The 21833-nt window shown below is 70.8% G+C and carries 27 protein-coding genes; 11 read left to right on the forward strand and 16 right to left on the reverse strand.

Going from position 1 to position 21833, the window contains the following annotated elements; all coding sequences use genetic code 11:
• Positions 1–124 precede the first annotated feature (124 nt).
• Positions 125–871, forward strand: coding sequence for a hypothetical protein (locus tag ACFPYL_RS22085; protein ID WP_379159627.1), 747 nt, complete (start codon positions 125–127; stop codon positions 869–871).
• A gap of 14 nt (positions 872–885) precedes the next feature.
• On the opposite strand, the gene ACFPYL_RS22090 is transcribed toward ACFPYL_RS22085, so the two are convergent.
• The 3 genes from ACFPYL_RS22090 to murI form a co-directional block, all read right to left on the reverse strand.
• Positions 886–1497: a hypothetical protein gene (locus ACFPYL_RS22090; RefSeq protein WP_379159630.1), complete on the reverse strand. Its 612-nt coding sequence runs from the start codon at positions 1495–1497 to the stop codon at positions 886–888.
• Between the two features lie 109 nt (positions 1498–1606).
• Positions 1607–2362 (reverse strand): MBL fold metallo-hydrolase, encoded by a 756-nt coding sequence (locus tag ACFPYL_RS22095; protein ID WP_379159633.1) that lies wholly within the window; start codon positions 2360–2362, stop codon positions 1607–1609.
• Positions 2359–3183 (reverse strand): glutamate racemase, encoded by an 825-nt coding sequence (gene murI / locus ACFPYL_RS22100; RefSeq protein WP_379159636.1) that lies wholly within the window; start codon positions 3181–3183, stop codon positions 2359–2361. Before murI ends, ACFPYL_RS22095 begins: the two co-directional genes overlap by 4 nt.
• Before the next feature lie 99 nt (positions 3184–3282).
• Between murI and ACFPYL_RS22105 the strand changes: the two genes are divergently transcribed.
• Positions 3283–4293: an alkaline phosphatase family protein gene (locus tag ACFPYL_RS22105; protein WP_379159639.1), complete on the forward strand. Its 1011-nt coding sequence runs from the start codon at positions 3283–3285 to the stop codon at positions 4291–4293.
• A gap of 15 nt (positions 4294–4308) precedes the next feature.
• Here ACFPYL_RS22105 and ACFPYL_RS22110 read toward each other — a convergent pair whose 3' ends face one another.
• The 7 genes from ACFPYL_RS22110 to clpS form a co-directional block, all read right to left on the reverse strand.
• Positions 4309–5256, reverse strand: a complete 948-nt coding sequence (locus tag ACFPYL_RS22110; RefSeq protein ID WP_379159642.1) for a PLP-dependent cysteine synthase family protein — start codon at positions 5254–5256, stop codon at positions 4309–4311.
• A 135-nt stretch (positions 5257–5391) separates the two neighbouring features.
• A complete protein-coding gene (locus tag ACFPYL_RS22115; protein ID WP_379159645.1) occupies positions 5392–5949 on the reverse strand; it encodes an NYN domain-containing protein in 558 nt (185 codons plus the stop codon).
• 5 nt (positions 5950–5954) lie between these two features.
• Positions 5955–6227, reverse strand: a complete 273-nt coding sequence (locus ACFPYL_RS22120) for a MoaD family protein (protein WP_056153603.1) — start codon at positions 6225–6227, stop codon at positions 5955–5957.
• 13 nt (positions 6228–6240) lie between these two features.
• A complete protein-coding gene (locus ACFPYL_RS22125; RefSeq protein WP_379159648.1) occupies positions 6241–6678 on the reverse strand; it encodes a Mov34/MPN/PAD-1 family protein in 438 nt (145 codons plus the stop codon).
• An 18-nt stretch (positions 6679–6696) separates the two neighbouring features.
• Complete coding sequence (locus tag ACFPYL_RS22130; RefSeq protein ID WP_379159651.1) at positions 6697–7179, reverse strand: NUDIX hydrolase; 483 nt, start codon at positions 7177–7179, stop codon at positions 6697–6699.
• Positions 7176–7760, reverse strand: a complete 585-nt coding sequence (locus ACFPYL_RS22135; RefSeq protein WP_379159654.1) for a DUF2017 domain-containing protein — start codon at positions 7758–7760, stop codon at positions 7176–7178. The genes ACFPYL_RS22130 and ACFPYL_RS22135 overlap by 4 nt, the downstream gene beginning before the upstream one ends.
• Before the next feature lie 7 nt (positions 7761–7767).
• The gene (gene clpS / locus ACFPYL_RS22140; RefSeq protein ID WP_379159657.1) at positions 7768–8058 is read right to left on the reverse strand and encodes an ATP-dependent Clp protease adapter ClpS; all 291 of its coding nucleotides are present in this window, start codon (positions 8056–8058) and stop codon (positions 7768–7770) included.
• 27 nt (positions 8059–8085) lie between these two features.
• Here clpS and ACFPYL_RS22145 point away from each other — a divergent pair, with 27 nt between their 5' ends.
• Genes ACFPYL_RS22145 through ACFPYL_RS22155 form a run of 3 tightly spaced genes read left to right on the forward strand, consistent with a single transcriptional unit; the run spans position 8086 to position 10740 of the window.
• Complete coding sequence (locus tag ACFPYL_RS22145; RefSeq protein WP_379159660.1) at positions 8086–9381, forward strand: nicotinate phosphoribosyltransferase; 1296 nt, start codon at positions 8086–8088, stop codon at positions 9379–9381.
• Positions 9382–9398: 17 nt separating this feature from the next.
• Complete coding sequence (locus tag ACFPYL_RS22150) at positions 9399–9974, forward strand: isochorismatase family protein (protein WP_379159663.1); 576 nt, start codon at positions 9399–9401, stop codon at positions 9972–9974.
• Positions 9967–10740, forward strand: coding sequence for an enoyl-CoA hydratase (locus tag ACFPYL_RS22155; RefSeq protein ID WP_379159666.1), 774 nt, complete (start codon positions 9967–9969; stop codon positions 10738–10740). The genes ACFPYL_RS22150 and ACFPYL_RS22155 overlap by 8 nt, the downstream gene beginning before the upstream one ends.
• Before the next feature lie 124 nt (positions 10741–10864).
• On the opposite strand, the gene ACFPYL_RS22160 is transcribed toward ACFPYL_RS22155, so the two are convergent.
• Both ACFPYL_RS22160 and ACFPYL_RS22165 read right to left on the reverse strand, forming a co-directional pair.
• A complete protein-coding gene (locus ACFPYL_RS22160) occupies positions 10865–11878 on the reverse strand; it encodes a type IV toxin-antitoxin system AbiEi family antitoxin domain-containing protein (RefSeq protein ID WP_379159669.1) in 1014 nt (337 codons plus the stop codon).
• Between the two features lie 202 nt (positions 11879–12080).
• On the reverse strand, positions 12081–13928 hold the full coding sequence (locus ACFPYL_RS22165; RefSeq protein ID WP_379159672.1) for a bifunctional metallophosphatase/5'-nucleotidase: 1848 nt from the start codon (positions 13926–13928) through the stop codon (positions 12081–12083).
• Positions 13929–14017: 89 nt separating this feature from the next.
• Between ACFPYL_RS22165 and ACFPYL_RS22170 the strand changes: the two genes are divergently transcribed.
• Positions 14018–15256 carry an MFS transporter gene (locus ACFPYL_RS22170; RefSeq protein ID WP_379159676.1) on the forward strand — a complete coding sequence of 413 codons (1239 nt, stop codon included), beginning with the start codon at positions 14018–14020 and terminating at the stop codon, positions 15254–15256.
• Here the strand turns inward: ACFPYL_RS22170 and ACFPYL_RS22175 are convergent.
• A complete protein-coding gene (locus ACFPYL_RS22175) occupies positions 15228–15752 on the reverse strand; it encodes a DUF1697 domain-containing protein (RefSeq protein ID WP_379159679.1) in 525 nt (174 codons plus the stop codon). The genes ACFPYL_RS22170 and ACFPYL_RS22175 overlap by 29 nt on opposite strands.
• Before the next feature lie 19 nt (positions 15753–15771).
• Entirely contained in the window at positions 15772–16653 is an 882-nt protein-coding gene (locus tag ACFPYL_RS22180) for an AurF N-oxygenase family protein (protein ID WP_379159682.1), read from the reverse strand.
• A 67-nt stretch (positions 16654–16720) separates the two neighbouring features.
• Here ACFPYL_RS22180 and ACFPYL_RS22185 point away from each other — a divergent pair, with 67 nt between their 5' ends.
• The 4 genes from ACFPYL_RS22185 (at position 16721) to ACFPYL_RS22200 (ending at position 19374) form a co-directional block, all read left to right on the forward strand.
• Positions 16721–17368, forward strand: a complete 648-nt coding sequence (locus ACFPYL_RS22185; protein WP_379159685.1) for a TetR/AcrR family transcriptional regulator — start codon at positions 16721–16723, stop codon at positions 17366–17368.
• The gene (locus tag ACFPYL_RS22190; RefSeq protein WP_379159688.1) at positions 17368–17649 is read left to right on the forward strand and encodes a DUF4873 domain-containing protein; all 282 of its coding nucleotides are present in this window, start codon (positions 17368–17370) and stop codon (positions 17647–17649) included. Before ACFPYL_RS22185 ends, ACFPYL_RS22190 begins: the two co-directional genes overlap by 1 nt.
• Before the next feature lie 64 nt (positions 17650–17713).
• The gene (locus ACFPYL_RS22195) at positions 17714–18130 is read left to right on the forward strand and encodes a MarR family winged helix-turn-helix transcriptional regulator (protein WP_379159691.1); all 417 of its coding nucleotides are present in this window, start codon (positions 17714–17716) and stop codon (positions 18128–18130) included.
• The gene (locus ACFPYL_RS22200; RefSeq protein WP_379159694.1) at positions 18127–19374 is read left to right on the forward strand and encodes an MFS transporter; all 1248 of its coding nucleotides are present in this window, start codon (positions 18127–18129) and stop codon (positions 19372–19374) included. Before ACFPYL_RS22195 ends, ACFPYL_RS22200 begins: the two co-directional genes overlap by 4 nt.
• Positions 19375–19384: 10 nt before the next feature.
• On the opposite strand, the gene hppD is transcribed toward ACFPYL_RS22200, so the two are convergent.
• Entirely contained in the window at positions 19385–20593 is a 1209-nt protein-coding gene (gene hppD / locus ACFPYL_RS22205) for a 4-hydroxyphenylpyruvate dioxygenase (RefSeq protein WP_379159696.1), read from the reverse strand.
• Positions 20594–20675: 82 nt separating this feature from the next.
• On the opposite strand from hppD, the gene ACFPYL_RS22210 reads away from it, so the two are divergent.
• Positions 20676–21149 (forward strand): Lrp/AsnC family transcriptional regulator, encoded by a 474-nt coding sequence (locus ACFPYL_RS22210; RefSeq protein ID WP_379159699.1) that lies wholly within the window; start codon positions 20676–20678, stop codon positions 21147–21149.
• On the opposite strand, the gene ACFPYL_RS22215 is transcribed toward ACFPYL_RS22210, so the two are convergent.
• Complete coding sequence (locus ACFPYL_RS22215) at positions 21139–21771, reverse strand: FMN-dependent NADH-azoreductase (protein ID WP_379159701.1); 633 nt, start codon at positions 21769–21771, stop codon at positions 21139–21141. The genes ACFPYL_RS22210 and ACFPYL_RS22215 overlap by 11 nt on opposite strands.
• Positions 21772–21833 lie beyond the last annotated feature (62 nt).

Genomic DNA, 21833 nt, shown 5'->3' on the forward strand with positions numbered 1-21833 from the left:
CGCACACCGCCACGGAGTGACGGGGTGCGCGGCGTGTCTCGAAATCCACGACGCCGGACTGAGCTAGAGCGGGACTGGTCTAGCGCCCCGCGGCGGCGGGCGCGGACCGGCGTACCGTCCCCGCATGGGCCTGCGCCACGTCGCCGCCGTCACGAGCCTCCTCCTCGCAGGCTCGGTGCTGGTCGCCGGGTCCTCCGAGGCCGAGCAGCTCGACGGGGCGGACCACCTGCCCGCGTCGGTCTCGGGCACCGTGCCCGAGGGCGGCTCGCTGTCGACCACGAGCCCGACGATCGGGAAGATCAAGCAGGGTGAGATCACCCTCCAGCCGAAGCCGAGTGCGGAGGACGAGGAGATCGACGCATTCGACAAGTTCGTGGCGTCGATGGGCACCCTGCCCAAGCGCAAGCGCCTGCTGGTCTGCGTCGTCCTGCACACCTACGTCTCGGCGGGCTTCCCCTCCGACCCGTACGAGGCGGAGTACAAGACGAAGAACGCCTCGGCGGCCGCGGCGATCCTGGGGGCGTGCCTGCAGCTGGCCGGCCTGATCACCTACGACCAGGCCGTGCCCCTGCGCCAGGCGGGCCGGCGCGCGGGCGGGCGCTGCGGCGAGACGGTCGGTGTGCCGGCCACCATCCGCAAGCAGGGTGGCCAGTACGTCGTGTCGGTCGACGGCACCACCCGCGGGGTGCGGAAGCCGCCACTCAAGGTGACCTGCGCGGCCAAGGGCGACGGGATCGCCTACCGGGTGCGCCCGGCCAAGAAGGGCGTTCAGCTGCGCACGGTGGTCGGCAACCAGCTCGCGTTCGGGATCAAGAGCCCGCCCGACGCGTCGACGTCCGTGCCGGTGAAGGTCACCTTCAACGGACGCTGACCTCGGTCCGTCCCTCAGCCCAGCTTGGTCAGCGTGAAGTAGCTGTTCGCGAGCGTCCCGCTCGCGTTGAACGTGGAGACGGTGATGTTGTAGCCGGCCCCGTTGCAACCGCTCCCCCAGAAGTAGGGGTTGAGGGTCGCCTGGCCGCCCTGGCCGGAGTTGATCGGCGTGACGGCGTACGGACCGCCCTGCTGGACCCACCCCGTACCGGTGATGCAGTAGAGGCCGGTCGAGGGGTGGGTGATGGTCGGGGTCGCGAGGGAGCCGCCGTGGGTGTAGACCGTGCCGTCGGACGCCACCGTCACCCAGCCGACCGAGGACCCCGGGTCGCCCTTGTCCCCCTTGTCCCCCTTGTCCCCCTTCTCACCCTGGTCGCCCTTCTCCCCCTGGACACCTTGCGACCCCTGGTCGCCCTTCGCTCCCTTCGGGAGCTGCCCGGCCTTGAAGTCCTTGGCCATCAGGGTGTGGTCGCGGACCTTGGCGGAGACGACCGCGTTGCTCTTCAGCTGAGTGGTGCCGACGCTGTTGCCGGGCAGCACACCGGCGGCGTACGCCGTGCCGCTGAGGGCGACGCCGAGCGCGACGATGCTGACGACGAAGGACGGGGTGATACGTGGCAGGCGCATGGCGACTCCTCGTGGACCGTCCGGGCCCGGTGGCCCGGCTCACAGGTCCAGGAGCCGTTCACCCCAGTCCACGGCGTGACCCGTTCGGGCCATCCGGCGGGCAGCTGCGTCAGAGGTCGTACGTCGCCCCGGCGACCGCCAGCTCCACATCACCGTCGTACGTCGTGCGCGCCTCGGTCAGCGAGACCTCGGCGTCGTGCCAGGGCGGCACGTGGGTGAGCACCACTCGCCGGGCGCCGGCCCGGGTCGCGGCCGCGCCGACGTCGGTGCCGGTCAGGTGCAGGTCGGGCGGGTTGTCGACGCCGGCGAGGAAGGATGCCTCCGCGAGCAGCAGGTCGGCGTCGCGGGCGACCTCGTCGACCGCGGCGCACGGACCGGTGTCGCCGGTGTAGCCGAGCGTGACACCCCCGGCGGAGACGCGCAGCCCGAACGCGGGCACGGGATGGGTGACCGGGACCGGGCTGACCGTGAACGGGCCGATCGTCACCGGGTCCACCCACTCCCGGAAGTCGAACTCCGCGGTCATGCCGGGGTCGGTCGGCAGGTCGTAGGCGCGCGCCATCCGCTCGGCGGTGCCGGGCGGTCCCCACACCGGGATCCGCGGCTGCGGACCGTCGGGGTGGTACTTGCGCATCACGTAGTAGCCGCACAGGTCGAGGCAGTGGTCGGCGTGCAGGTGGCTGAGCAGCACGGCGTCGATGGTCAGCGGGTCGACGTACCTCTGCAGCGCGCCGAGCGCCCCGTTGCCGAGGTCGACCAGCACCCGCCAGGTGCGGTCCTCGTGATCGGCCTCGAGGAGGTAGCAGCTGGCCGGGGACTCCGGTCCGGGGTAGCTGCCGGAGCAGCCGACGACGGTCAGCCTCACACCAGACCTCCGACGAACTGCGAGGCGACGCCGAGCTCGGGCCCGAGGAAGCGGCTGCCGATGGTCTCGAACTCCCCGGGCGAGCCGGTGGTGAGGAACGTGTACGACGGGTCGCCGCCGGGCCGCATCAGCTCGGTGCGCACCAGCATCTTGTAGACGTCCTTCGCGCACTCCTCCGCGCTGCTGACGAGCGTCACGTTGTCGCCCATGACGTAGGAGATGACGCCGGTGAGCAGCGGGTAGTGGGTGCAGCCGAGGATCACGGTGTCGACGCCGGCGGAGATCAGCGGGTCGAGGTAGTCGTGGGCCACGCCGATCAGCTCGTCGCCACCGGTGATGCCGGCCTCGACGAAGTCGACGAAGCGCGGGCAGGCCTGCGTGACGAGCTCGACGTGCGGGGCGGCGGCGAAGGCGTCGTCGTACGCCATCGACTCGGCGGTCGCGTGGGTGCAGATCACCCCGATCCGGCCGGTGCGGCTGGCCGCGACCGCGCGTCGGGTCGCCGGCAGGATCACCTCGACGACGGGCACGTCGTAGCGCTCGCGGGCGTCGCGCAGCATCGCGGCGCTGGCGGAGTTGCACGCGATGACCAGCGCCTTCACGCCGAGCGCGACCAGGTGGTCGAGGCACTCGAGGGCGTACTCGCGGACCTCGCCGATCGGCTTGGGTCCGTAGGGCTGGCGGGCGGTGTCGCCGACGTACACGATCGACTCGTGGGGCAGCTGGTCGATGACCGACCGGGCGACGGTCAGCCCGCCGAACCCGGAGTCGAAGATGCCGATCGGGAGGTCCCGCGGATCGGCGCTGGTCAGGTCGTGCACGGAGGCAAGGCTAGAGCGTCGGACCGTCACCGTCCCGCCTGCGCGACCCACGTCACTGGAGATGCGGGTCACGGAGCACCCGGCAGGTAGCGTCGGGGCATGCTCTCTCGTCTCGGTGCCGTCGTCTCCGCCCTCACGCTGTCGCTGGTCGCGCCCGCCTGCGCGTCGGCACAGACCCCCGCCGCGTCGGTCCGGCACGAGCCCTCCTCCAGCGCGACGCGGGTGCTCGCGATCTCGGTCGACGGGCTCAACACCGACGCCATCCGCCGCCTGGGCAGCACCGGTGCGCCGACGTTCCACCGGCTCCTCGACGAGGGCGCCGGGACGCTGAACGCGCGCACCGAGTTCGAGCAGAACGTCACCCTGCCCAACCACACCGGCATGATGACCGGCCGCCGCGTCGACCGCCGCCACGGCGGCCACGGCGTGACCTGGGACGACGACCGCCGCAGGATGACCGTGGCGAAGGCCGCCGGCCACCCGGTCCAGTCCGTCTTCAGCGTGGTCCACGCCGCCGGCGAGCGGACCGCGCTCTTCTCCACCAAGGAGAAGTTCGCTCTCTACAAGCGCTCGTGGTCGCGCGGGATCGACCGGTTCGTCGTCAACGAGGACCAGACCGCGCTGGTCCACCGGGCGGTGGCCGACCTGGCCTCTGCGGACCGCGCGTTCACCTTCCTGCACGTGTCCCTGCCCGACCGCTTCGGGCACGAGTACGGCGGCATGTCGGCGCAGTACCTCTCCGCGGTCCGCCAGACCGACCAGGACCTCGGCGTGGTCCTCGCGGCGATCGACGACAACCCGTCGCTCGACGACGTCGTCGTGGTCCTCACCGCCGACCACGGCTTCATGCCCGGCCGCACCACGCACAGCCCGAAGGTGCTCGCCAACTACCGGATCCCGTTCGTGGCCTGGGGCCCCGGCGTGACCGCAGGCGACCTCTACGCGCTCAACCCGGACTACCGCGACCCGGGCACCGCGCGTCCGCGGTACGCCGCCGCGCGGCAGCCCGTGCGCAACGGCGACCTGGGCAACCTCTCGCTCGACCTGCTCGGCATGAGGTCCATCCCGGGCAGCGAGCTGGACGCCAAGCAGAACCTCGACGTCAGCTGAGCTGACGTCCGGCGATCACGCCCAGAGCTGGCCGTCGAGCCGGCTCTCGGCGTCGTCGATGGTGCCCTCGTAGGCACCGGTCGACAGGTACTTCCAGCCGCCGTCGGCAACCACGAATGCGATGTCGGCGCTCTCACCGGCCTTGACCGCCTTCGCGGCCTGGCCCAGCGCGGCGTGCAGGATCGCGCCGGTCGAGATGCCGGCGAAGATGCCCTCGAGCTCGAGCAGCTCCCGCACCCGGCGGACGGCGTCGCGGGGACCGACCGAGAAGCGGGTGTCGATCAGCTCGGCGTCGTACAGCTCGGGGACGAAGCCCTCGTCGAGGTTGCGCAGGCCGTAGACCAGCTCGCCGTACCGCGGCTCGGCCGCGACGATCCGGACGTCGGGCTTGGCCCCGCGGAAGAAGCGGCTCACCCCCATCAGCGTGCCGGTGGTTCCGAGACCGGCGACGAAGTGGGTGATCGAGGGCAGGTCGGCCAGCAGCTCGGGCCCGGTGCCCTCCTCGTGCGCGCGGGCGTTGGCCGCGTTGCCGTACTGGTAGAGCATCACCCAGTCCGGGTGCTCGGCGGCGATCCGCTTGGCGACCCGGACCGCCTCGTTGGAGCCGCCGGCGGCGGGCGAGGAGACGATCTCGGCGCCCCACATCCGCAGCAGCTGGCGCCGCTCCTCGGAGGTGTTCTCCGGCATCACGCAGACGATCCGGTAGCCCTTGAGCTTGGCGGCCATCGCCAGCGAGATGCCGGTGTTGCCCGAGGTCGGCTCGAGGATCGTGCAGCCGGGACGGAGCGTGCCGTCCTTCTCCGCCTCCTCGATCATCTTCAGGGCCGGGCGGTCCTTGATCGAGCCGGTCGGGTTGCGGTCCTCGAGCTTCGCCCAGAGGCGTACGTCGGGGCTCGGGGAGAGCCTCGGCAGCCCCACCAGGGGGGTGCCGCCGACGGAGGCGAGCAGGTTGTCGAAGCGCATCGTTATCAGGTTGCCATTCGTGATCGGGCGATGGAACGGAGGGAGGGTCTACTCGGTCTCGACACGCCGGTAGCGACTTCGTTCCTCAGTCGCGCGGCTTGCTCGACCACCATCATGAGGTCCGCTTCGCGTCCCTCATCTCAGGAACTTCTCCGGGTCGAACTCGGCGAGCGGGATGATCCGCACCCGCGGCAGCGGCTGGATGAAGGCGTTGACGTCGTCCTCGAGGTCGAAGAGCGGGACGCCCAGCCCGGTGAGCTGGGTGCTCATGAACTCGCGCAGCCCGATCAGGCCGAGCTTGCGGCCGGCCCCCAGCAGGTCACCGAGGTGCTCGGCGAAGTCGGCGTCGTGGCTGGCGAGCAGCACGTCCGCTTCCTCGTGCGAGAGCAACGCCTCCAGCGTGCGCTGGATGCCGACGTCGACGACCTTCTGGTCCGAGGTGCCGGAGAGCGGGATCGGCCGGTAGTCCATCGCCAGCAGCGCCTGGACGAACGACGACGGCAGGTTGCCGTTGCTGGCGTTGAGGAAGAAGAGGCCGGTGACGGGCTGGCCCCAGGTCCGCTCTGCGAACTCGGTCACCCGCTCCCAGCGGGGTCGCTCCTCGGGTGCCGGACGACGGCCCAGCAGCGAGTTGCCGAGCGTCGCGTCGATGTTCTCGCCGTCGACGAGGACGAAGGTGCGACGCTCGGCCATCGCGATCAGCCGCCGGCGACGGCCGGGAGGACGACGACCTGGTCGCCGTCGCTGAGCTCGGCCTCGAGGCCGCCGATGAAGCGGACGTCCTCGTCGTTGACGTAGACGTTGACGAAGCGACGCAGGTCGCCGTTCTCGATCAGGCGGTCCTTGATGCCGGGGTGGTTGGCCTCGAGGTCGTCGATCAGCGCGCTCAGGCTGGCTCCGTCGGCACTGACGGCCTTCTCGCCGTCGGTGTAGTTGCGCAGGATGGTGGGGATCCGGACCTCGATGGCCATGGGGTGTGACTCCTCAGTTGCTGACGGGCTGCTCGTCGACGACCGTGACCTCTTCCTCGGTCACCTCGCCGTCGACGATCCTGTAGGACCTGAACTCCACGGGACCTTCGTTATTCCCGTGCTCGCGCGTGCTCACCAGCACATAGTGTGCTCCCGGCTCGTTGGCGAGACCGATGTCGGTGCGGCTGGGATACGCCTCGGTGGCCGTGTGGGAGTGGTAGATCACCACCGGCTCCTCGTCGCGGTCCCACATCTCCTTGTAGAGCTCGAGCAGCTCCGTGGAGTCGAACTCGTAGAACGTCGGCGACCCGGCCGCGTTGACCATCTCGACGAGGCGCTCGGGGCGGTCGCTGGACTCGGGACCCGCCACGACGCCGCACGCCTCGTCGGGGTGGTCCCGCTTGGCGTGGGCGACGATGCCGTCGTACGTCGCTCGGTCGATGGTCAGCACCGCTCCAGCCTACGAGGCTCAGCGGACGAAGCGCGCCGCGGTCTCACCTGCGAGCGCTGCGTCGATCCGCTCGAGGAGCCAGTCGGCCATCGGCGGCAGTGCCGCCACCGGCCACCACCGGACGTCGACGTTCTCGTCGTCGTTGACCCGGGCCTCCCCGGAGAGCCAGGAGCAGGTGAAGGTCAGGTCGAGGTAGACGGCCAGGTCGCCGTTGCCGTGGGTGATCTCGGGGCTGACGCCCACCGACGCGAGCCGGTCGACGCTCACCTCGACGCCGCACTCCTCGAAGGCCTCGCGGGCCGTCCCGACGGCCGGCTCCTCGCCGGGGTCGAGGATCCCGGTGATCGGCGCCCACTCCCCGTTGTCGGCGCGCCGGGTGAGCAGGACCTCGGCATCGGCGCCGGTACCGCGGTGGACGATCGCGGTGATGCCCGGCAGCCACATCTGGCGCTTGCCGATCAGGGCGCGCATCTCGACGACGTACGGCGGGATCGGGCTCATGCGCTCAAGGCTCCCACCAACGTCTCCTGGAGGTAGCCGACCCACTCGTAGATGTCGTGCGCCTGGGCACGCGGGTCGTCGTCGGAGAGCGAGTGCCAGTAGGCCTCGTCGCCCTCCTCGATCTCGAGCCGGGTGGCCAGCGCGAGGCGCAGGTCGGTGAAGGACCGCATCCACGTCTCCGCGGTCGGCGTGTCGAGCTCGACGTCGATCATCAGCCCGTCCTCGGTCAGCTCCTGCGGGAGCCCGGCCTCCTCGAGGCCGTCGATGATCGCGATGGCCGCGGCCGCCTTGCCGTCGCGCAGGCCGCCCTCGGTGAAGCGCCGGAACTCCGACGCGGCCTCCTCGTCGTCGGGGTACGCCGTCGGGAAGAGCCGGGCCAGGACCGGGTCCTCGGGCTCCTGGGTCGGCCCCGAGAAGTCCATCATCGCCTCGAACGGGTCGACGTCGTCGCGGGGGACGGCCGCCTCGTTGCGCAGCAGCTCGACGAGCTGGCCGGCGAGCGATCGCAGCAGGTCAGCCTCGAAGCCGGAGAAGTTCGCGATGATCAGCTTGCTCCGCCGGTGCCGGTGGAATCCAGACACGCCGCTGCTACTCCTGCCGGTCCATCGTCGCCCAGAGGCCGTACTCGTGCATCGCCTGCACGTCGCGCTCCATCTCCTCGCGGGTGCCGTGGCTGACGACGGACTTGCCGTCCTCGTGCACCTCGTACATCAGCTTCTCCGCCTTCTTCTTCGAGTAGCCGAAGTACTTCTGGAAGACGTAGGTCACGTAGGACATCAGGTTGACCGGATCGTTCCAGACGATCGTCACCCACGGCTTGGCCGTCTGGACGATCTCATCGGGAGTGGCGGTCGGCTCGACCTCGACGGGCGCGGTCACACCGGCAATGTTGGCACACTGACCCTCGTGCCTCCTGCCGTGACCCGGTCAACAGCCCTGCTCACCGATCACTACGAGCTGACCATGCTCCAGGCCGCGCTGCGGTCCGGCACCGCGCACCGCCGCTCGGTCTTCGAGCTCTTCCCGCGGCGGCTCCCCGAGGGCCGTCGGTACGGCGTGGTCGCGGGTGTCGGCCGGGCTCTCGACGCCCTCGAGCAGTTCACGTTCGACGCCTCGACGCTCGCGGCGCTCGAGGACGTCGTGGACGCCCCGACGCTCGACTGGCTGGCGTCGTACCGCTTCTCCGGTGATGTCTGGGGCTACGGCGAGGGCGAGACCTACTTCCCCTTCTCACCGCTGCTGGTGGTCGAGTCGACGTTCGCCGAGGCCGTGCTGCTCGAGACGCTGCTGCTCTCGATCTACAACCACGACTCGGCCGTCGCGTCGGCGGCGTCGCGGATGACGCTGGTCGCCGGCGACCGGCCGTGCATCGAGATGGGCTCTCGGCGCACCCACGAGGAGGCGGCGGTGGCGGCCGCGCGGGCGGCGTACGTCGCGGGCTTCGCGGCGAGCTCCAACCTCGCTGCCCGGCAGCGGTACGGCGTCCCGACGACGGGCACCAGCGCGCACAGCTTCACGCTCCTGCACGACACGGAGGCGGACGCGTTCCGGGCGCAGGTCGACTCGCTCGGCCGGGACACGACCCTGCTGGTCGACACCTACGACGTCACGGAGGCGGTGCGCCTCGCGGTCGAGGTCGCGGGGCCGGGCCTCGGCGCCGTGCGCCTGGACTCGGGCGACCTCGCCGTCCTCGCGACGCGGGTCCGGGCCCAGCTCGACGCGCTCGGCGCGACGAAGACCCGGATCATCGTGACCAGCGACCTCGACGAGCACGCGATCGCGGCGCTGGCAGCGGCACCGGTCGACGGGTACGGCGTCGGCACCGAGCTGGTCACCGGCAGCGGCCACCCGACCTGCGGGTTCGTCTACAAGCTGGTCGCCCGCGAGTCGGCGGACGGCGACCTGGAGTCGGTGGCCAAGAAGAGCGTCGACAAGGTCTCGGTCGGCGGCCGGAAGTACGCGCTGCGCCGGCGTACGCCGTCGGGCGTCGCGGAGGCCGAGGTGGTCGGCATCGGCCACCGGCCCGTCGACGACGGCGACGACCGGGCGCTGCTGGTCCCGCTGGTGCGGTCGGGCGAGGTCGTCGGACGGGAGTCTCTGGAGGCGGCGCGCGAGCGGCACCTCCGGTCGCGGGGCGAGCTGCCGGTCGCGATCCAGCAGATGTCGCGCGGCGAGCCGGTCATCCCGACCGTCCACGAGTGAGCGGTAGCGTGCCCGACATGAAGCGCGCGCTGATCGTCACCGACGTGCAGAACGACTTCTGCGAGGGCGGGTCGCTGCCCGTCACCGGAGGAGCACGCGTCGCCGCCGACATCGGGGCGCTGCTCCGGTCCTGGGCCGCCCGGGGGCCGGACGCCCCGGCGTACGACCACGTGGTCGCGACCAAGGACCACCACGTCGACCCGGGCGGACACTGGTCGCGCGAGCCCGACTTCGCCGAGTCGTGGCCGGTGCACTGCCGGGTCGGGACCGACGGCGAGGCGTTCCACCCCAACCTCGACCCGCAGCCCTTCGACGCGATCTTCCTCAAGGGCGAGCAGACGGCGGCGTACTCGGGCTTCGAGGGCCGCACCGTCGACGGCGTCGGCCTGACCGACTGGCTGCGCTCCCACGAGGTGACGTCGGTCGACGTGTGCGGGATCGCGACGGACTACTGCGTGCGGTCGACCGTGCTGGACGCGGTGACGTCCGGCTTCACGACGCGGCTGCTCACCGACCTGTGCGCGGGGGTCGCCCCGGAGACGACGTCCGCTGCGCTGGACGAGATGCGGGCGGCGGGGGTGTCCGTTGTCTGAGCACCTGGAGGTCCGTGTCGAGGACGGCGTGCTCTGGCTGACGTTCAACCGTCCCGAGGTCCTCAACGCCGTCGACGGCGCGATGATGACAGCGCTGGCGTCCGAGCTCGAAGGTGCGCGGGCGCGCGACGAGGTGCGCGCCGTGGTGATCACCGGCACCGGCCGCGGCTTCAGCGCCGGCGCCGACATGGAGTCGCTGCGGCTGGCGCCCGAGCACCCGGTCGAGACCATGGACGGCGCCAACCGGGTGATCCGCGCGGTCGTCGACTGCCCGGTCCCGGTGCTGGCGGCGGTCAACGGCATCGCCGCCGGCGTCGCCTGCTCGGCCGCCCTGGTCTCCGACATCATCGTGGCGTCGTCGTCCGCGGCCTTCCTGCTGCCCTTCGCGCGGATCGGCCTGATGACCGACGGCGGCTCCTCGGCCACCGTCGCGGCGTCGATCGGGCGTGCCCGCGCGATGCGGATGGCGCTGCTGGGCGAGCCCCTGTCGGCCGCCGACGCCCTCGAGTGCGGGCTGATCACCCACGTCGCACCGGACGACGAGTTCGAGGCCCTGGTCGCGAAGCTCGCGCGCCGCCTGGCCGCCGGCCCCGGGCTCGCCCAGAGCGGCATCAAGAAGGCCATCAACGCCGCCACGCTCCCCCATCTCGAGGCCGCCCTCGACCGCGAGCACTCCGGCCAGCGCGCCCTCTTCACCACCGCCGACTTCGCCGAGGGCCTCGACGCGTTCGCCGCCGGCCGGAAGCCGGTGTTCCGCGGCGAGTGAGCCCCGGCCATTTCGCTTGTAACACGGTGTCCGCCGAACTTGTGCGGTGCTGCAGCCCTCGACCAGACACGTGGACACCGCGTTACAAAACGGCCAGGGGGTGACGGGTAGCCCGGCGTACCGGTCACGCGGCGAACGGCGGCGGGCGACGGATCCGGTAGGGCTCGAGGTCGGCGATCGAGTCGCCGAACCGCGCGCGGGTGTCGAGGTACTCGCGGGTGAGGCGTCGCAGCGCTTCCTTGCGCCGATCGCCCCAGAAGTCGCCCCAGACGATCCGAGACACACCCGTCTTGAAGCCGGTCACGAAGTCCTGTCGGAGCTTCTCCTCCCACAGCGCCTTGCCCGGGTCCTCGGCGAACCCACCTTCCGACACGGGGACGTACTTCACGGCACCGTCGATCTCGAAGAAGTGACGACCGAGCCGCAGGTCGCACCACACCTCGCGGGTGCCGTCGGACAGACCGAACTGGGGCTCGGGGCGTCCGAACCCGAGCTCGGTCACCAGGATCTTGCCGAGGCTCTCTGCCACGTTCATCGACCGGATGTCGGCGAGGTCCTCGGCCGCCCGGACCTGGGTGACGCCCGGCCAGCACCGCATCGGCTCGATCGCACGCACCAGGTCGCCGCGAGTCGCGCCGGCGCGCAGTGCCGAGTCGAACGCCACCACTCCTCGCACGTAGCCGTGCTCGCGCGCGATGTCGGCAGCGGTCCGCGCGGCGTCGAGCACGGGCCATCCGTCCACGGTCGTCACTTGATCGAGCCGGTAGGGCGCCTTGTGGTGCTTCACCCCATGCTCGGTGCGGCTGCCGACGACACCCGGGCGGGTGACGTGCACCAGCAGGGGGTGTGGCTTGAGGATCTGCATGCCGAGCTCGAGGGCAGCCGAGTCATGGCTGCGGACGTGGGGCTTGCGCATCGCCAGGCTCGCTGCCCGGGAGAGGTACAGAGGGAGCTCACGGCGTTGATCGAGCGACTCCCAGAACGCCGCCGTCGCGTAGACCCCGCGGCGGGCCGAGACCCAGTGTCCGCGGCGTACCCAGTCATCGATCTGGATGACCGACACTCCCGCGGCCAGGGCTTGGCGCCGGGTCATCAGGTTGCCGTGGCGAGCAAACGCAGCCACCACTCGTGGATCCATGCCCCCACGCTCGACCTGATCGCGCTGCGGCGTCGCCCGTGAGCGGCGTCCTGTGGATGATGCCGCCCGGACGCCCGCCTGTGGACAGCTGCTGGTCTCCGGGCCGGGCGCGCTTGTAACGCGGTGTCCACGCGTCTACCGCGGCGCTGCAGCACCGGACGAGCTACGTGGACACCGCGTTACAAGGGGTTCGAGCGGGGCGTCAGCCCACCGTGATCGGCGTACCGCCTGAGGTGAGCCGCCAGTCGACGGAGGCGAACTGGGCCGGGTCGATGGTGCCGTGGGCCGTGACCCAGTCGATGAGCAGCTGCCGGATCTCGTTCTGGCGGTTGTAGACGACCGGGGCGGTGGCGACGGCCGGGAAGCCGCCGCCGCCCGACTGGCGGTAGTTGTTGACCGCCATCACGAACTGCTGCGCGTCGGTCACCGGTACGCCGTCGTACGCGAGCGCCGTGATCCGCGATCCGGGAGCGGCTGCGATGTCGATGTCGTAGGTCAGCGGGGCGTCGAGACCGGCGACCGAGTCGAAGTTGTAGTCGGGCGTCCCGGTCGGGGCGGTCGGCGTGACCGCGTTGGTGACCTGGTCGAGCGTGAACGGCCCGGTGCCCGAGACCTGCTTGAAGTAGCGGGCGGAGTACTCCAGGTAGGCCTTCACGTCCGCGCCGGAGACCCGCACGCCGAGCAGCGTGTTGTCGTAGATGTAGAGCCCGGCGACGTCGCGGATCGTGACCTGCCCGGCCGGGAACGACGCGGCCCGGTTGAACGGCGCCGCGATCGAGAGCACCGGCAGCGCGGCGTCGGCGCCGGTCAGCCCCGCCTTGACCGCGTCCGCCTGGACGTAGTTGACGAAGTCGATGATCGGCACGTCCTCGACGACCGCACGGGCGGCCGACATCGCCGCCACGGACGTGCCGACCGGCGAGTTCACGTAGGCGACGGTCGTGTCGTGCTGCTCGCGCACCGCACGCGCGACCTTCGGGTCCTCCGCGACGGCGTTCGAGTTGAGCACCTGCGAGGTGGCGCTCACCAGCCGCCAGCTCCGTCCGCTGCGCGAGCGCGTCTCCTCCACCACGAAGTCCATGACCGCCAGCCGGCGGCCCCAGTACGACGGCTCGCACAGCAGCACCTGCTGGCCGGTCGTCTTGTTCTCGACGTACTGCTGCGCGATCTCGACGTGCGCGTGCCCGACCAGGATCGCGTCGACGTGCGGCACCTGCGCCGCCACGAGCGACGCGGCGTTCTCCGGGTAGGGCAGCGCGTCGCCGTACGACGAGGACGTCGCCGCACCCGAGTGCGCCGAGATCACCACGAGGTCGCAGCCGCGCCGCTTGAGCTCCGGCACGAACTTCTTCGCCTGCTCGACCAGGCCCGGGAACTCCATCCGGCCCTCGACGTTGGCCTTGTCCCAGATCGCGATGCCCGGGTTGGTGAGCCCGAGGACGCCGACCTTGATCGAGCGCCCGCGACCGACCTTGTAGTGCTTGATGACGTACGGCGGGAAGGCCGGCCGCTTGGTCGCCGGGTCGACGGCGTTGGCACCGAGCAGCGGGAAGTCGAGCTGCCCCTCGAAGGTCCGCAACGTGTCGAGCCCGTAGTTGAACTCGTGGTTGCCGAGCGCGGCCGCGTCGTAGCCGACGGCGTTCATCGCCCGCGCCATCGGGTGCACGGCACCGGAGGTGATCGGGTCGATCTTGGCGTAGTAGTAGGCCAGCGGCGTGCCCTGGATCGTGTCGCCCGCGTCGAGCGTCAGGATCGGCTCGCCGCGCCGGTCGTGGCGCACCGCCTTGATCAGCGTCGCGACCTTCGCGAGACCGATGTCGTCGTGCTTGGCGTCGTCGTACTCCGCGTTCTTGAAGTAGTCCCAGTTGAGGACGTTGCCGTGCAGGTCCGTGGTCCCGAGCACGGTCAGCCGGGCGCGGTCCGGGCGGTGGTGGCCGTGATGACGACCCCCGGCGTAGGACGGGTCGGCGTAGCCGGAGGCGGCCAGGGCGGCGGCTCCCGTCACTCCACCGGCGATGACGGCACGACGCGAAGGCAGGGCTTCAGACACTGACGATTCCTCCCGAGAACGGACCAGAGCCCCACAGTCCTATCTCGCCCCGACCGCGCCGCACAAGGGGTGGCATCATCTGCCACGAGATGTTCACCTCCGCCGCGCTCTCCCCACTGCGCGAGCCGCGGTTCCGGTGGTACTTCCTGTCCCGCTCGGTCAACCTGGCCGGTACGACGATGGCGCCGGTCGCCCTCGCCTTCGCCGTGCTGCACGTCAGCGACTCCCCCGGCGCGCTCGGCCTGGTGCTGGCGGCGCACAGCATCCCGCAGGTCGTCTTCCTGCTCCTCGGCGGCGTCGTCGCCGACCGCCTGGGCCGGACGCTGGTCATCCAGCTGGCGAACGTCGGCGCCGGCATCAGCCAGGGCCTGCTGGCGATCCTGCTGCTGTCGGGCCACGCCCAGCTGTGGCACTTCGTGGTGCTCTCCGCGATCAACGGCACCCTGTCGGCGATGAACCTGCCGGCGCTCGCGGGCATCGTGCCGGCGCTGGTGCCGCGCGCCCAGCTCCAGCCCGCCAACGTGCTGCTGTCGATGATGCGCAACGCCCTGGCGATCCTCGGCCCGTCGGTCTCTGCGGCGCTCGTCGTCACCGTCGGGCCGGGCTGGGCGCTGGCCGTCGACGCCGTCACCTGGCTGGCCGCGGCGCTCCTGCTGGTCCCGGTCCACCTCCCTGCCCGCGCCAGCACCGGCGTCGAGCCGTCGCTGGTCCGCGAGCTCGTCGAGGGCTGGGACTTCTTCCGGCGTACGACGTGGCTGTGGGTGGTGGTCCTGGCCTTCGGCTTCCTCAACGTGATCCACGCCGGCGGCTTCGACACGCTCGGGCCGATGCTCGCGAACGACACCGACATCGGCGCCCACGGCTGGGGCCTGATCCTGTCGGCGCAGGCGATCGGGCTGCTGGTGATGAGCCTCGTGCTGCTGCGCGTCCAGCTCCGCCGACCGCTCCTGACCGGGATGATCGGCATCACGTTCTTCGGCACGCCGTTGCTGGTGATGGGGCTCTACCCACAGACCGTCTGGGTGATGGTCGCGTCGTTCGTCGGCGGCATGGGCATCGAGATCTTCAGCCTGGGCTGGAACCTCGCGATGCAGGAGCACGTGCCCGACGACATGCTCTCGCGCGCCTACTCCTACGACATGCTCGGCTCGTTCGTGGCGATCCCCGTGGGCCAGCTCGCCTTCGGGCCGCTCGCCGCGGCGTACGGCACCCAGGACGTGCTGCTCGTCGGCGGCCTGGTCTACGTCGCCATCACGCTGCTGACGCTGACGTCGCGGTCCGTGCGCGACCTCAGACGGATCAGCCCCACTTCTCCGCCAGCGCCCTGATCACCGTCAGGTTGCGGTTGGTGGCGACACCGAGGTGCTTCTCGATCGTCGCGTTCGTCAGCTTGGCCTCGTGGTAGTTCTCGCCGAGCAGCAGGTGCACCGCTCGGCCACCGACCTTGGCGACCTCGTCGGTGGTGCTCACCGCCTCGACCTTCTTGATCGCGGCGGCGGTCGGCGCCTCCTTGAGCAGCGAGACGTAGTGCCTCCCGCCGTGCCCGAAGGAGGACGCGTGGTCGGCGATCTCGACGAGCTCCTTCTGGGTGAAGACCATCGTCGGCACCTCGAAGCCTCGGTCCTCGAGGAACGCCTTCTCCAGCGCCGACTCGATCCTCGCCCGCGACCGCATCGTCGTGGCGAAGCGGACGTTGCCGGTGTTGATGTAGGTCTCGACGTCGGTGAACCCGGCCGCCTCGACGGCGGCGACGATGTCGGCCTTCGGGAACTTCCGCTTCGCACCGAGGTTGATCGCCCGCAGGAAGCCGATGTAGGTCGCCATCCGCCGATCATGCCAAAGGTCAGGGCAGCAGCAGGGACCTCTTCCAGAGCGGTCGCTGGTGGCGCGGGATGAGGCCGAGGTCGTCGAGGTAGGGCGTCACCCGCTCGCCCATCCAGGCGACCGTCTGCTGGTAGTGCGGGTTGCCGAGCGCCGCCTTGCGCGCCTCGCGCGGGTCGAGGCCGACCGCGGCGTACGCCGCCGGGTTGACCAGCGACCGTGCCACCAGGAACGCCGTCTGGGCGAGCGAGGCCTGGTGCCACGTGCGGGTCACCTTCGTGAGCCGCGGGACCATCGACTCGATCTCGTCGCGGGCGAAGGTCATGTGCCGCGCCTCCTCGAGCACGTGGATGCGACACACCATCCGCACCAGCGGCTGCACCCGCTCGTCCTTCATCAGCTCGCGCTGCCACCGGTCGAGCACCTCCTCGGCGACCAGGATCGAGGCGTACGCCGAGACGCCGTACCCGATCGACTTCATCAGCCGGCCGAGGCGGTGGACGTGGGCCGGCGGTCCGTACGCCGGCGCGCCGACCTTGTCGATCGCCTTGCCGAACATCAGTGAGTGGCGGCACTCGTCGGCGACCTCGGTGAGCGCGTAGTGCATGCGCTGGCCGCGCGGGTCGGCGTCGTAGAGGTCGCGGACCATCATCTGCATCAGGATCAGCTCGAACCACACGCCGACGCTGGAGATGCTCGCGACCTCGTGCTTGGACAGCTCGATGCGCTGCTCCTCCGACATCCGGTCCCACAGGTCCGTGCCGTAGAGCGAGAGCCGCTCCGGCTGCATGAACCACAGGCCGTCGACGAGCGGGGCGTCCCAGTCGATGTCGAGCTCGGGGTCGTAGTTGTGGCGGGCGGAGGACTTCAGCAGCCGGTCGGAGACCGGGTCAGTCATCGTCATGATCTCTCCCGAGTGCTCAGAGGATTACCTGTTACCAGAAGTAACGGATACCGCTAGACTCCCCCACATGTCACGTCAGGTCAAGGGCAGCAAGGACGGACGCTCCGCCCGCTGGGACGAGCACCGCGAGGAGCGCCGGGCCGAGCTGGTGCTCGCGGCCGTCGCTGCCATCGACACCCTCGGCCCCACCGCCGGCATCTCCGACATCGCCCGCGAGGCCCGGGTCAGCAAGCCGGTCCTCTACCGCTACTTCGACGGCCTCGACGACCTGTACGCCGCAGTGGGCCGCTGGGGTGCCGACGAGGTGATGCGCCGCCTGCTGCCCGCGATCCTCACCGACGCGCCCGTCCGTGAGCGGGTCGCCGCCGGCGTGGACACCTACCTCGCGACGATCGAGGAGCACCCGCCGGTCTTCCTCCTGCTGGTCCGCCACCGGGCGGTCGGCATCGACCCGCTCGCCGACGGCAAGGCCGCGATCGCCGCGGCGTTCGCCCGGGTCCTCGGCGACACGATGCGCGAGCTCGGCGTCGACACCGGCGGCGCCGAGCCCTGGGCGCAGGCACTCGTCGGCATGGGCCTGTCCATCGGCGAGTGGTGGCTCGAGCGCCAGACGATGAGCCGCGCGGCCGTCGGCGCCTACCTGACGTCCTTCATCTGGCACGCGTTCGCAGGCACCGCCGAGGAGCTCGGCGTACCACTCGAGGAGAGACAGTGATGACCCACCACGAACCGCAGGAGGAGTACGCCGGACCGACGACCGTCTCGGCGGGCGAGGTCCGGCTCGCGGTCGACGCCGACCTGCGCGGCCGGTTCGACCCGATCGACGGCCGCTTCCACTGGTACGGCCGCCTCGCCGCCTCCCCCGACCTCGACGCGATCGGCGCGGGCGCCACCGTGACCGTGTCGACCGAGCACGGCACCGCCGAGGGCCGGCTCAGCGACGTCGACCCCTGGGGCCGGCTGCGGGTGAGCGGCACGGGGCGACCCCCGTTCTAGCGACGTGCTCGGCGTGAGCCAGCCCACCTAGATTTACATAGTCTTCCTATGTAATGTGGAGGGCGTGACCGACACCGAGCTCGCCAGCGACCTGGTCGTCCATGCCGCCCGTCTCGTGCGCGCCGTACGGCGTGAGCTCGAGCTGCCGGCGGGCACCCGGATCATCTCGCTGCTCGACGAGCACGGCCCGCTGGGCATCACCCAGCTCGCCGACCTCGACCGCTGCTCGCAGCCGACCATGTCCGCGGCCGTCGCCCAGCTGGTCGAGAGCGGATGGGTGAGCAAGGCGCCCAACCCCGCCGACGCCCGCGGCACCGTCGTCACGCTGTCCGACTCGGGTCGTGACGAGCTCGTCCGCATCCGCCGCCTGCACGGCGAGCGGATCGCGGCCCTCGTCGCCGCGCACCCGGACCTCACCACCAAGGACCTCGCCACGGCGGTCGCCGTGCTCCGCGCCGTCCTTCAGGAAGGCACTCCGTGAACCACCTCGCCACGTCCACCGAGCCCGACCAGGGCTCCTTCTTCAAGCAGCCGCGCGCCGTCTGGGCCGTCGCCTTCGCCTGCGTCATCGCCTTCATGGGCATCGGGCTCGTCGACCCGATCCTCAAGGACATCGCGGCCCAGCTCCAGGCGACGCCGAGCCAGGTCTCGCTGATGTTCACCAGCTACATGGCGATCATGGGTGTCGCGATGCTGGTCACCGGCGTCATCTCCAGCCGGATCGGCGCCAAGCGCACCCTGATCAGCGGCCTGGTCCTGATCATCGTCTTCGCCGCGCTGGCCGGGTCGTCCAACACCGTCGGCCAGATCGTCGGCTTCCGTGCCGGCTGGGGTCTCGGCAACGCGCTCTTCGTCGCGACCGCGCTGTCCACGATCGTCACCGCCGCGTCCGGCTCGACCGCCCGCGCGATCATCCTCTTCGAGGCCGCGCTCGGCATCGGCATCGCGTCGGGCCCGCTCGTCGGCGGACTGCTCGGCGAGCAGTCCTGGCGCGCGCCGTTCTTCGGCGTCTCCTGCCTGATGGTCATCGCGCTCGTCGCCACGTCGGTCTTCCTCCCGAGCACGCCGCCGACCGGACGTCGTACGTCGCTCCTCGACCCGTTCCGCGCACTGCGCTACCCGGCGCTGCTGCTCACCGGCCTGACCGCGATCTTCTACAACATCGGCTTCTTCACGATCCTGGCCGCCGGCCCGTTCGCGCTGCCGGACGCCAGCATCATCGACATCGGCTGGATCTTCTTCGGCTGGGGCCTGCTGCTCGCCTTCACCTCGGTGTTCGTCGCGCCGCTCGTGCAGCGCCTGATCGGCACGGTGCCGAGCGTCATCACCATGCTCGTGCTCTTCATGCTCGACCTCGCGATGATCGCGGTCTTCACCGAGCACACGCCGTTCGTGATCGCGGGCATCGTGCTCTCCGGCGCCTTCATCGGCATCAACAACACGCTGATCACCGAGATCGTCATGGGCGCCGCCCCGGTCGAGCGGCCGGTCGCGTCCGCGGCGTACTCGTTCCTCCGCTTCTGCGGGGGCGCGGTCGGACCGTACGTCGCGCTCAAGCTCGGCGAGAACGTCGGCCCGCACGCGCCCTTCTGGTTCGGCGCCTGCGCCGTCCTCGTCGGCGTCGTGATCCTCACCGCCGGCCGCAAGGTCGTCTCCGGCGCGCACGCCCCTTCGACCCACAGCGTGGCCGAGGCCGAGGCGGAGCTGGTCGGCGACCTGGCCTGACCCGAGACTGTCAGAGGTTGCCGCGGGCGTCCTGCTCGCGCTCGATCGCCTCGAAGAGCGCCTTGAAGTTGCCCTTGCCGAAGCCCAGCGAGCCGTGTCGCTCGATGAGCTCGAAGAAGACGGTCGGGCGGTCGCCGAGCGGCTTGGTGAAGATCTGGAGCAGGTAGCCGTCCTCGTCGCGGTCGACCAGGATCGCGCGCTTCTGCAGCTCCTCGATCGGCACGCGGACGTTGCCGATGCGGGCGCGCAGCTCGGGGTCCTCGTAGTAGGAGTCCGGCGTCGCCAGGAACTCCACGCCGTTGGCGCGCAGCGCGTCGACCGAGGCCAGGATGTCGTTGGTCGCGACGGCGAGGTGCTGGGCGCCGGCGCCGCGGTAGAACTCGAGGTACTCGTCGATCTGCGACTTCTTCTTCGCGATCGCGGGCTCGTTGAGCGGGAACTTCACCCGGTGGTTGCCGTTGGCGACGACCTTGCTCATCAGCGCGGAGTAGTCGGTGGCGATGTCGTCGCCGATGAACTCCGCCATGTTCGTGAAGCCCATGACCTTGTTGTAGAACTCGACCCACTCGTCCATGTGGCCGAGCTCGACGTTGCCGACGATGTGGTCGAGCGCCTGGAAGAGCCGCTTCGGCTGGTCGGCCGGCTTCTCGTAGGTGCTGGTCTTGGCGACGTAGCCCGGCAGGTACGGGCCGTCGTACCGGCTGCGGTCGACGAGCGTGTGGATGGTCTCGCCGTACGTCGCGATCGCGGCGATCCGGATCGTGCCGTGCTCGTCGGTGACGTCCTCCGGCTCGCGCACGACGCGCGCGCCGGCCCTGCGGGCCTGGGCGATGCAGCGGTCGACGTCGGGCACCTCGAGGGCGATGTCGACGACGCCGTCGCCGTGGCGGCGGTGGTGGTCGGCGAGCGGGCTGTCCGGGTCGACCGCGCCGTTGAGGACGAACTTGATGGAGCCGGAGCGGAGCACGAAGGACTTGTGGTCGCGATTGCCGTTCTCCGGGCCGGAGTAGGCGACCAGCTCCATGCCCCACGCGGACTGGTAGTAGTGCGCGGCCTGGGTGGCGTTGCCGACGACGAACACGATCGCGTCCCACCCGGTGACCGGGAAGACGTCGCCCTCCTCGTCGTACTCGACCAGCCCGACCAGCTGCTGGAGCTGCTCGAGGGTGAGGTCGGCCTTGAGCTCGTCGGCGGTCAGGGCGTGATGGGTCGTCGTCATGGGCCGAACCCTGCCGGTGTCGCGCAGAGTGTGCAATCGTGTCGGGAAACGCTGCACAACCTGTACAACGACGGAGGCAGATGTGGACGATCTCGACGGCAGATTGATCGACCTCTTCGCCGACGACCCGCGCGTCGGCGTCCTCGAGGCGTCGCGGCGGCTCGGCGTCGCCCGCGGGACCGTCCAGGCCCGGCTCGACAAGCTCGTGGCGACCGGGGTGATCACCGGCTGGGGGCCGGACCTCTCTCCCGAGGCGCTCGGCTACCCGGTGACGGCGTTCCTGACCCTCGAGATCCGCCAGGACACCAGCCGAGGCGGGCACGACACGGTCGGCGCCCACCTCGCCGGCATCCCGGAGGTGCTGGAGGCGCACACGATCACCGGCGCCGGCGACATGTGGGCCCGGGTCGTCGCCCGGTCCAACACCGACCTCCAGCGGGTCATCGACCGCGTGCTGGAGACGCCCGCGATCGTGCGCTCCTCCACCGTGATCGCGCTCGCGACCCAGGTCCCCTACCGGGTCCGGCCTCTCGCGCGTGTGGAGCTCAGCGGGTAGCGAGCTCGCGACCGGCGATGACGGCGGCCTCCTCGGCCTCCTTCTTCATCATGCCGGCGATCTCGGTGAACTCGTCGAGGGCCGGGTTGACGCCGACCAGCGTGAACTCGCGCTCGACGACGGTGAGGTCGGCTCCCCACTTGTCGACGAGGATCCGGCGCAGGTAGTCGGTGCTGTGGTCCCAGCCGTGGCGCGGCGTGCCCTCGCCGTACGCACCGCCGCGGGTGGTGAGCAGGACGACCGGCTTGCCCTCGAGCGGACGGGCCTCCATGGGGGCACCGGCCAGCACCAGGTCGAACCAGGTCTTCACGTGCTGCGAGACCCCGAAGTTGTAGAGCGGCAGCGCCAGGACGGCGGCGTCCGCGTCCTCGAGCTCGGCGGCCAGCGACTGCGCGAGAGCGATCGCCTCGACCTGCGCCGGGGTGCGCTGGTCCTCCGGGGCGAACGAGCCGTGGATGGCGTTCGCCCAGGCGTCGGAGGGCAGCGGGTCGACCGCGAGGTGCCGCGAGACGACCTGCTCGTCGGGACGGGCGGCGACGAAGGCCTCGAGCACGAGGTCGGCGAGCGCGGAGCTGGCCGAGGCCGGGCCCTGGATGGACGAGTCGATGCGGAGCAGGGTCATGACGGAACTCCCGATGGTGGAATTGAATGTTCAACACGACGGTACGACGGTCGAGTTGAATG

Source organism: Nocardioides hankookensis, from assembly GCF_042658885.1.
GTDB classification, from domain to species: Bacteria; Actinomycetota; Actinomycetes; order Propionibacteriales; family Nocardioidaceae; genus Nocardioides; species Nocardioides hankookensis.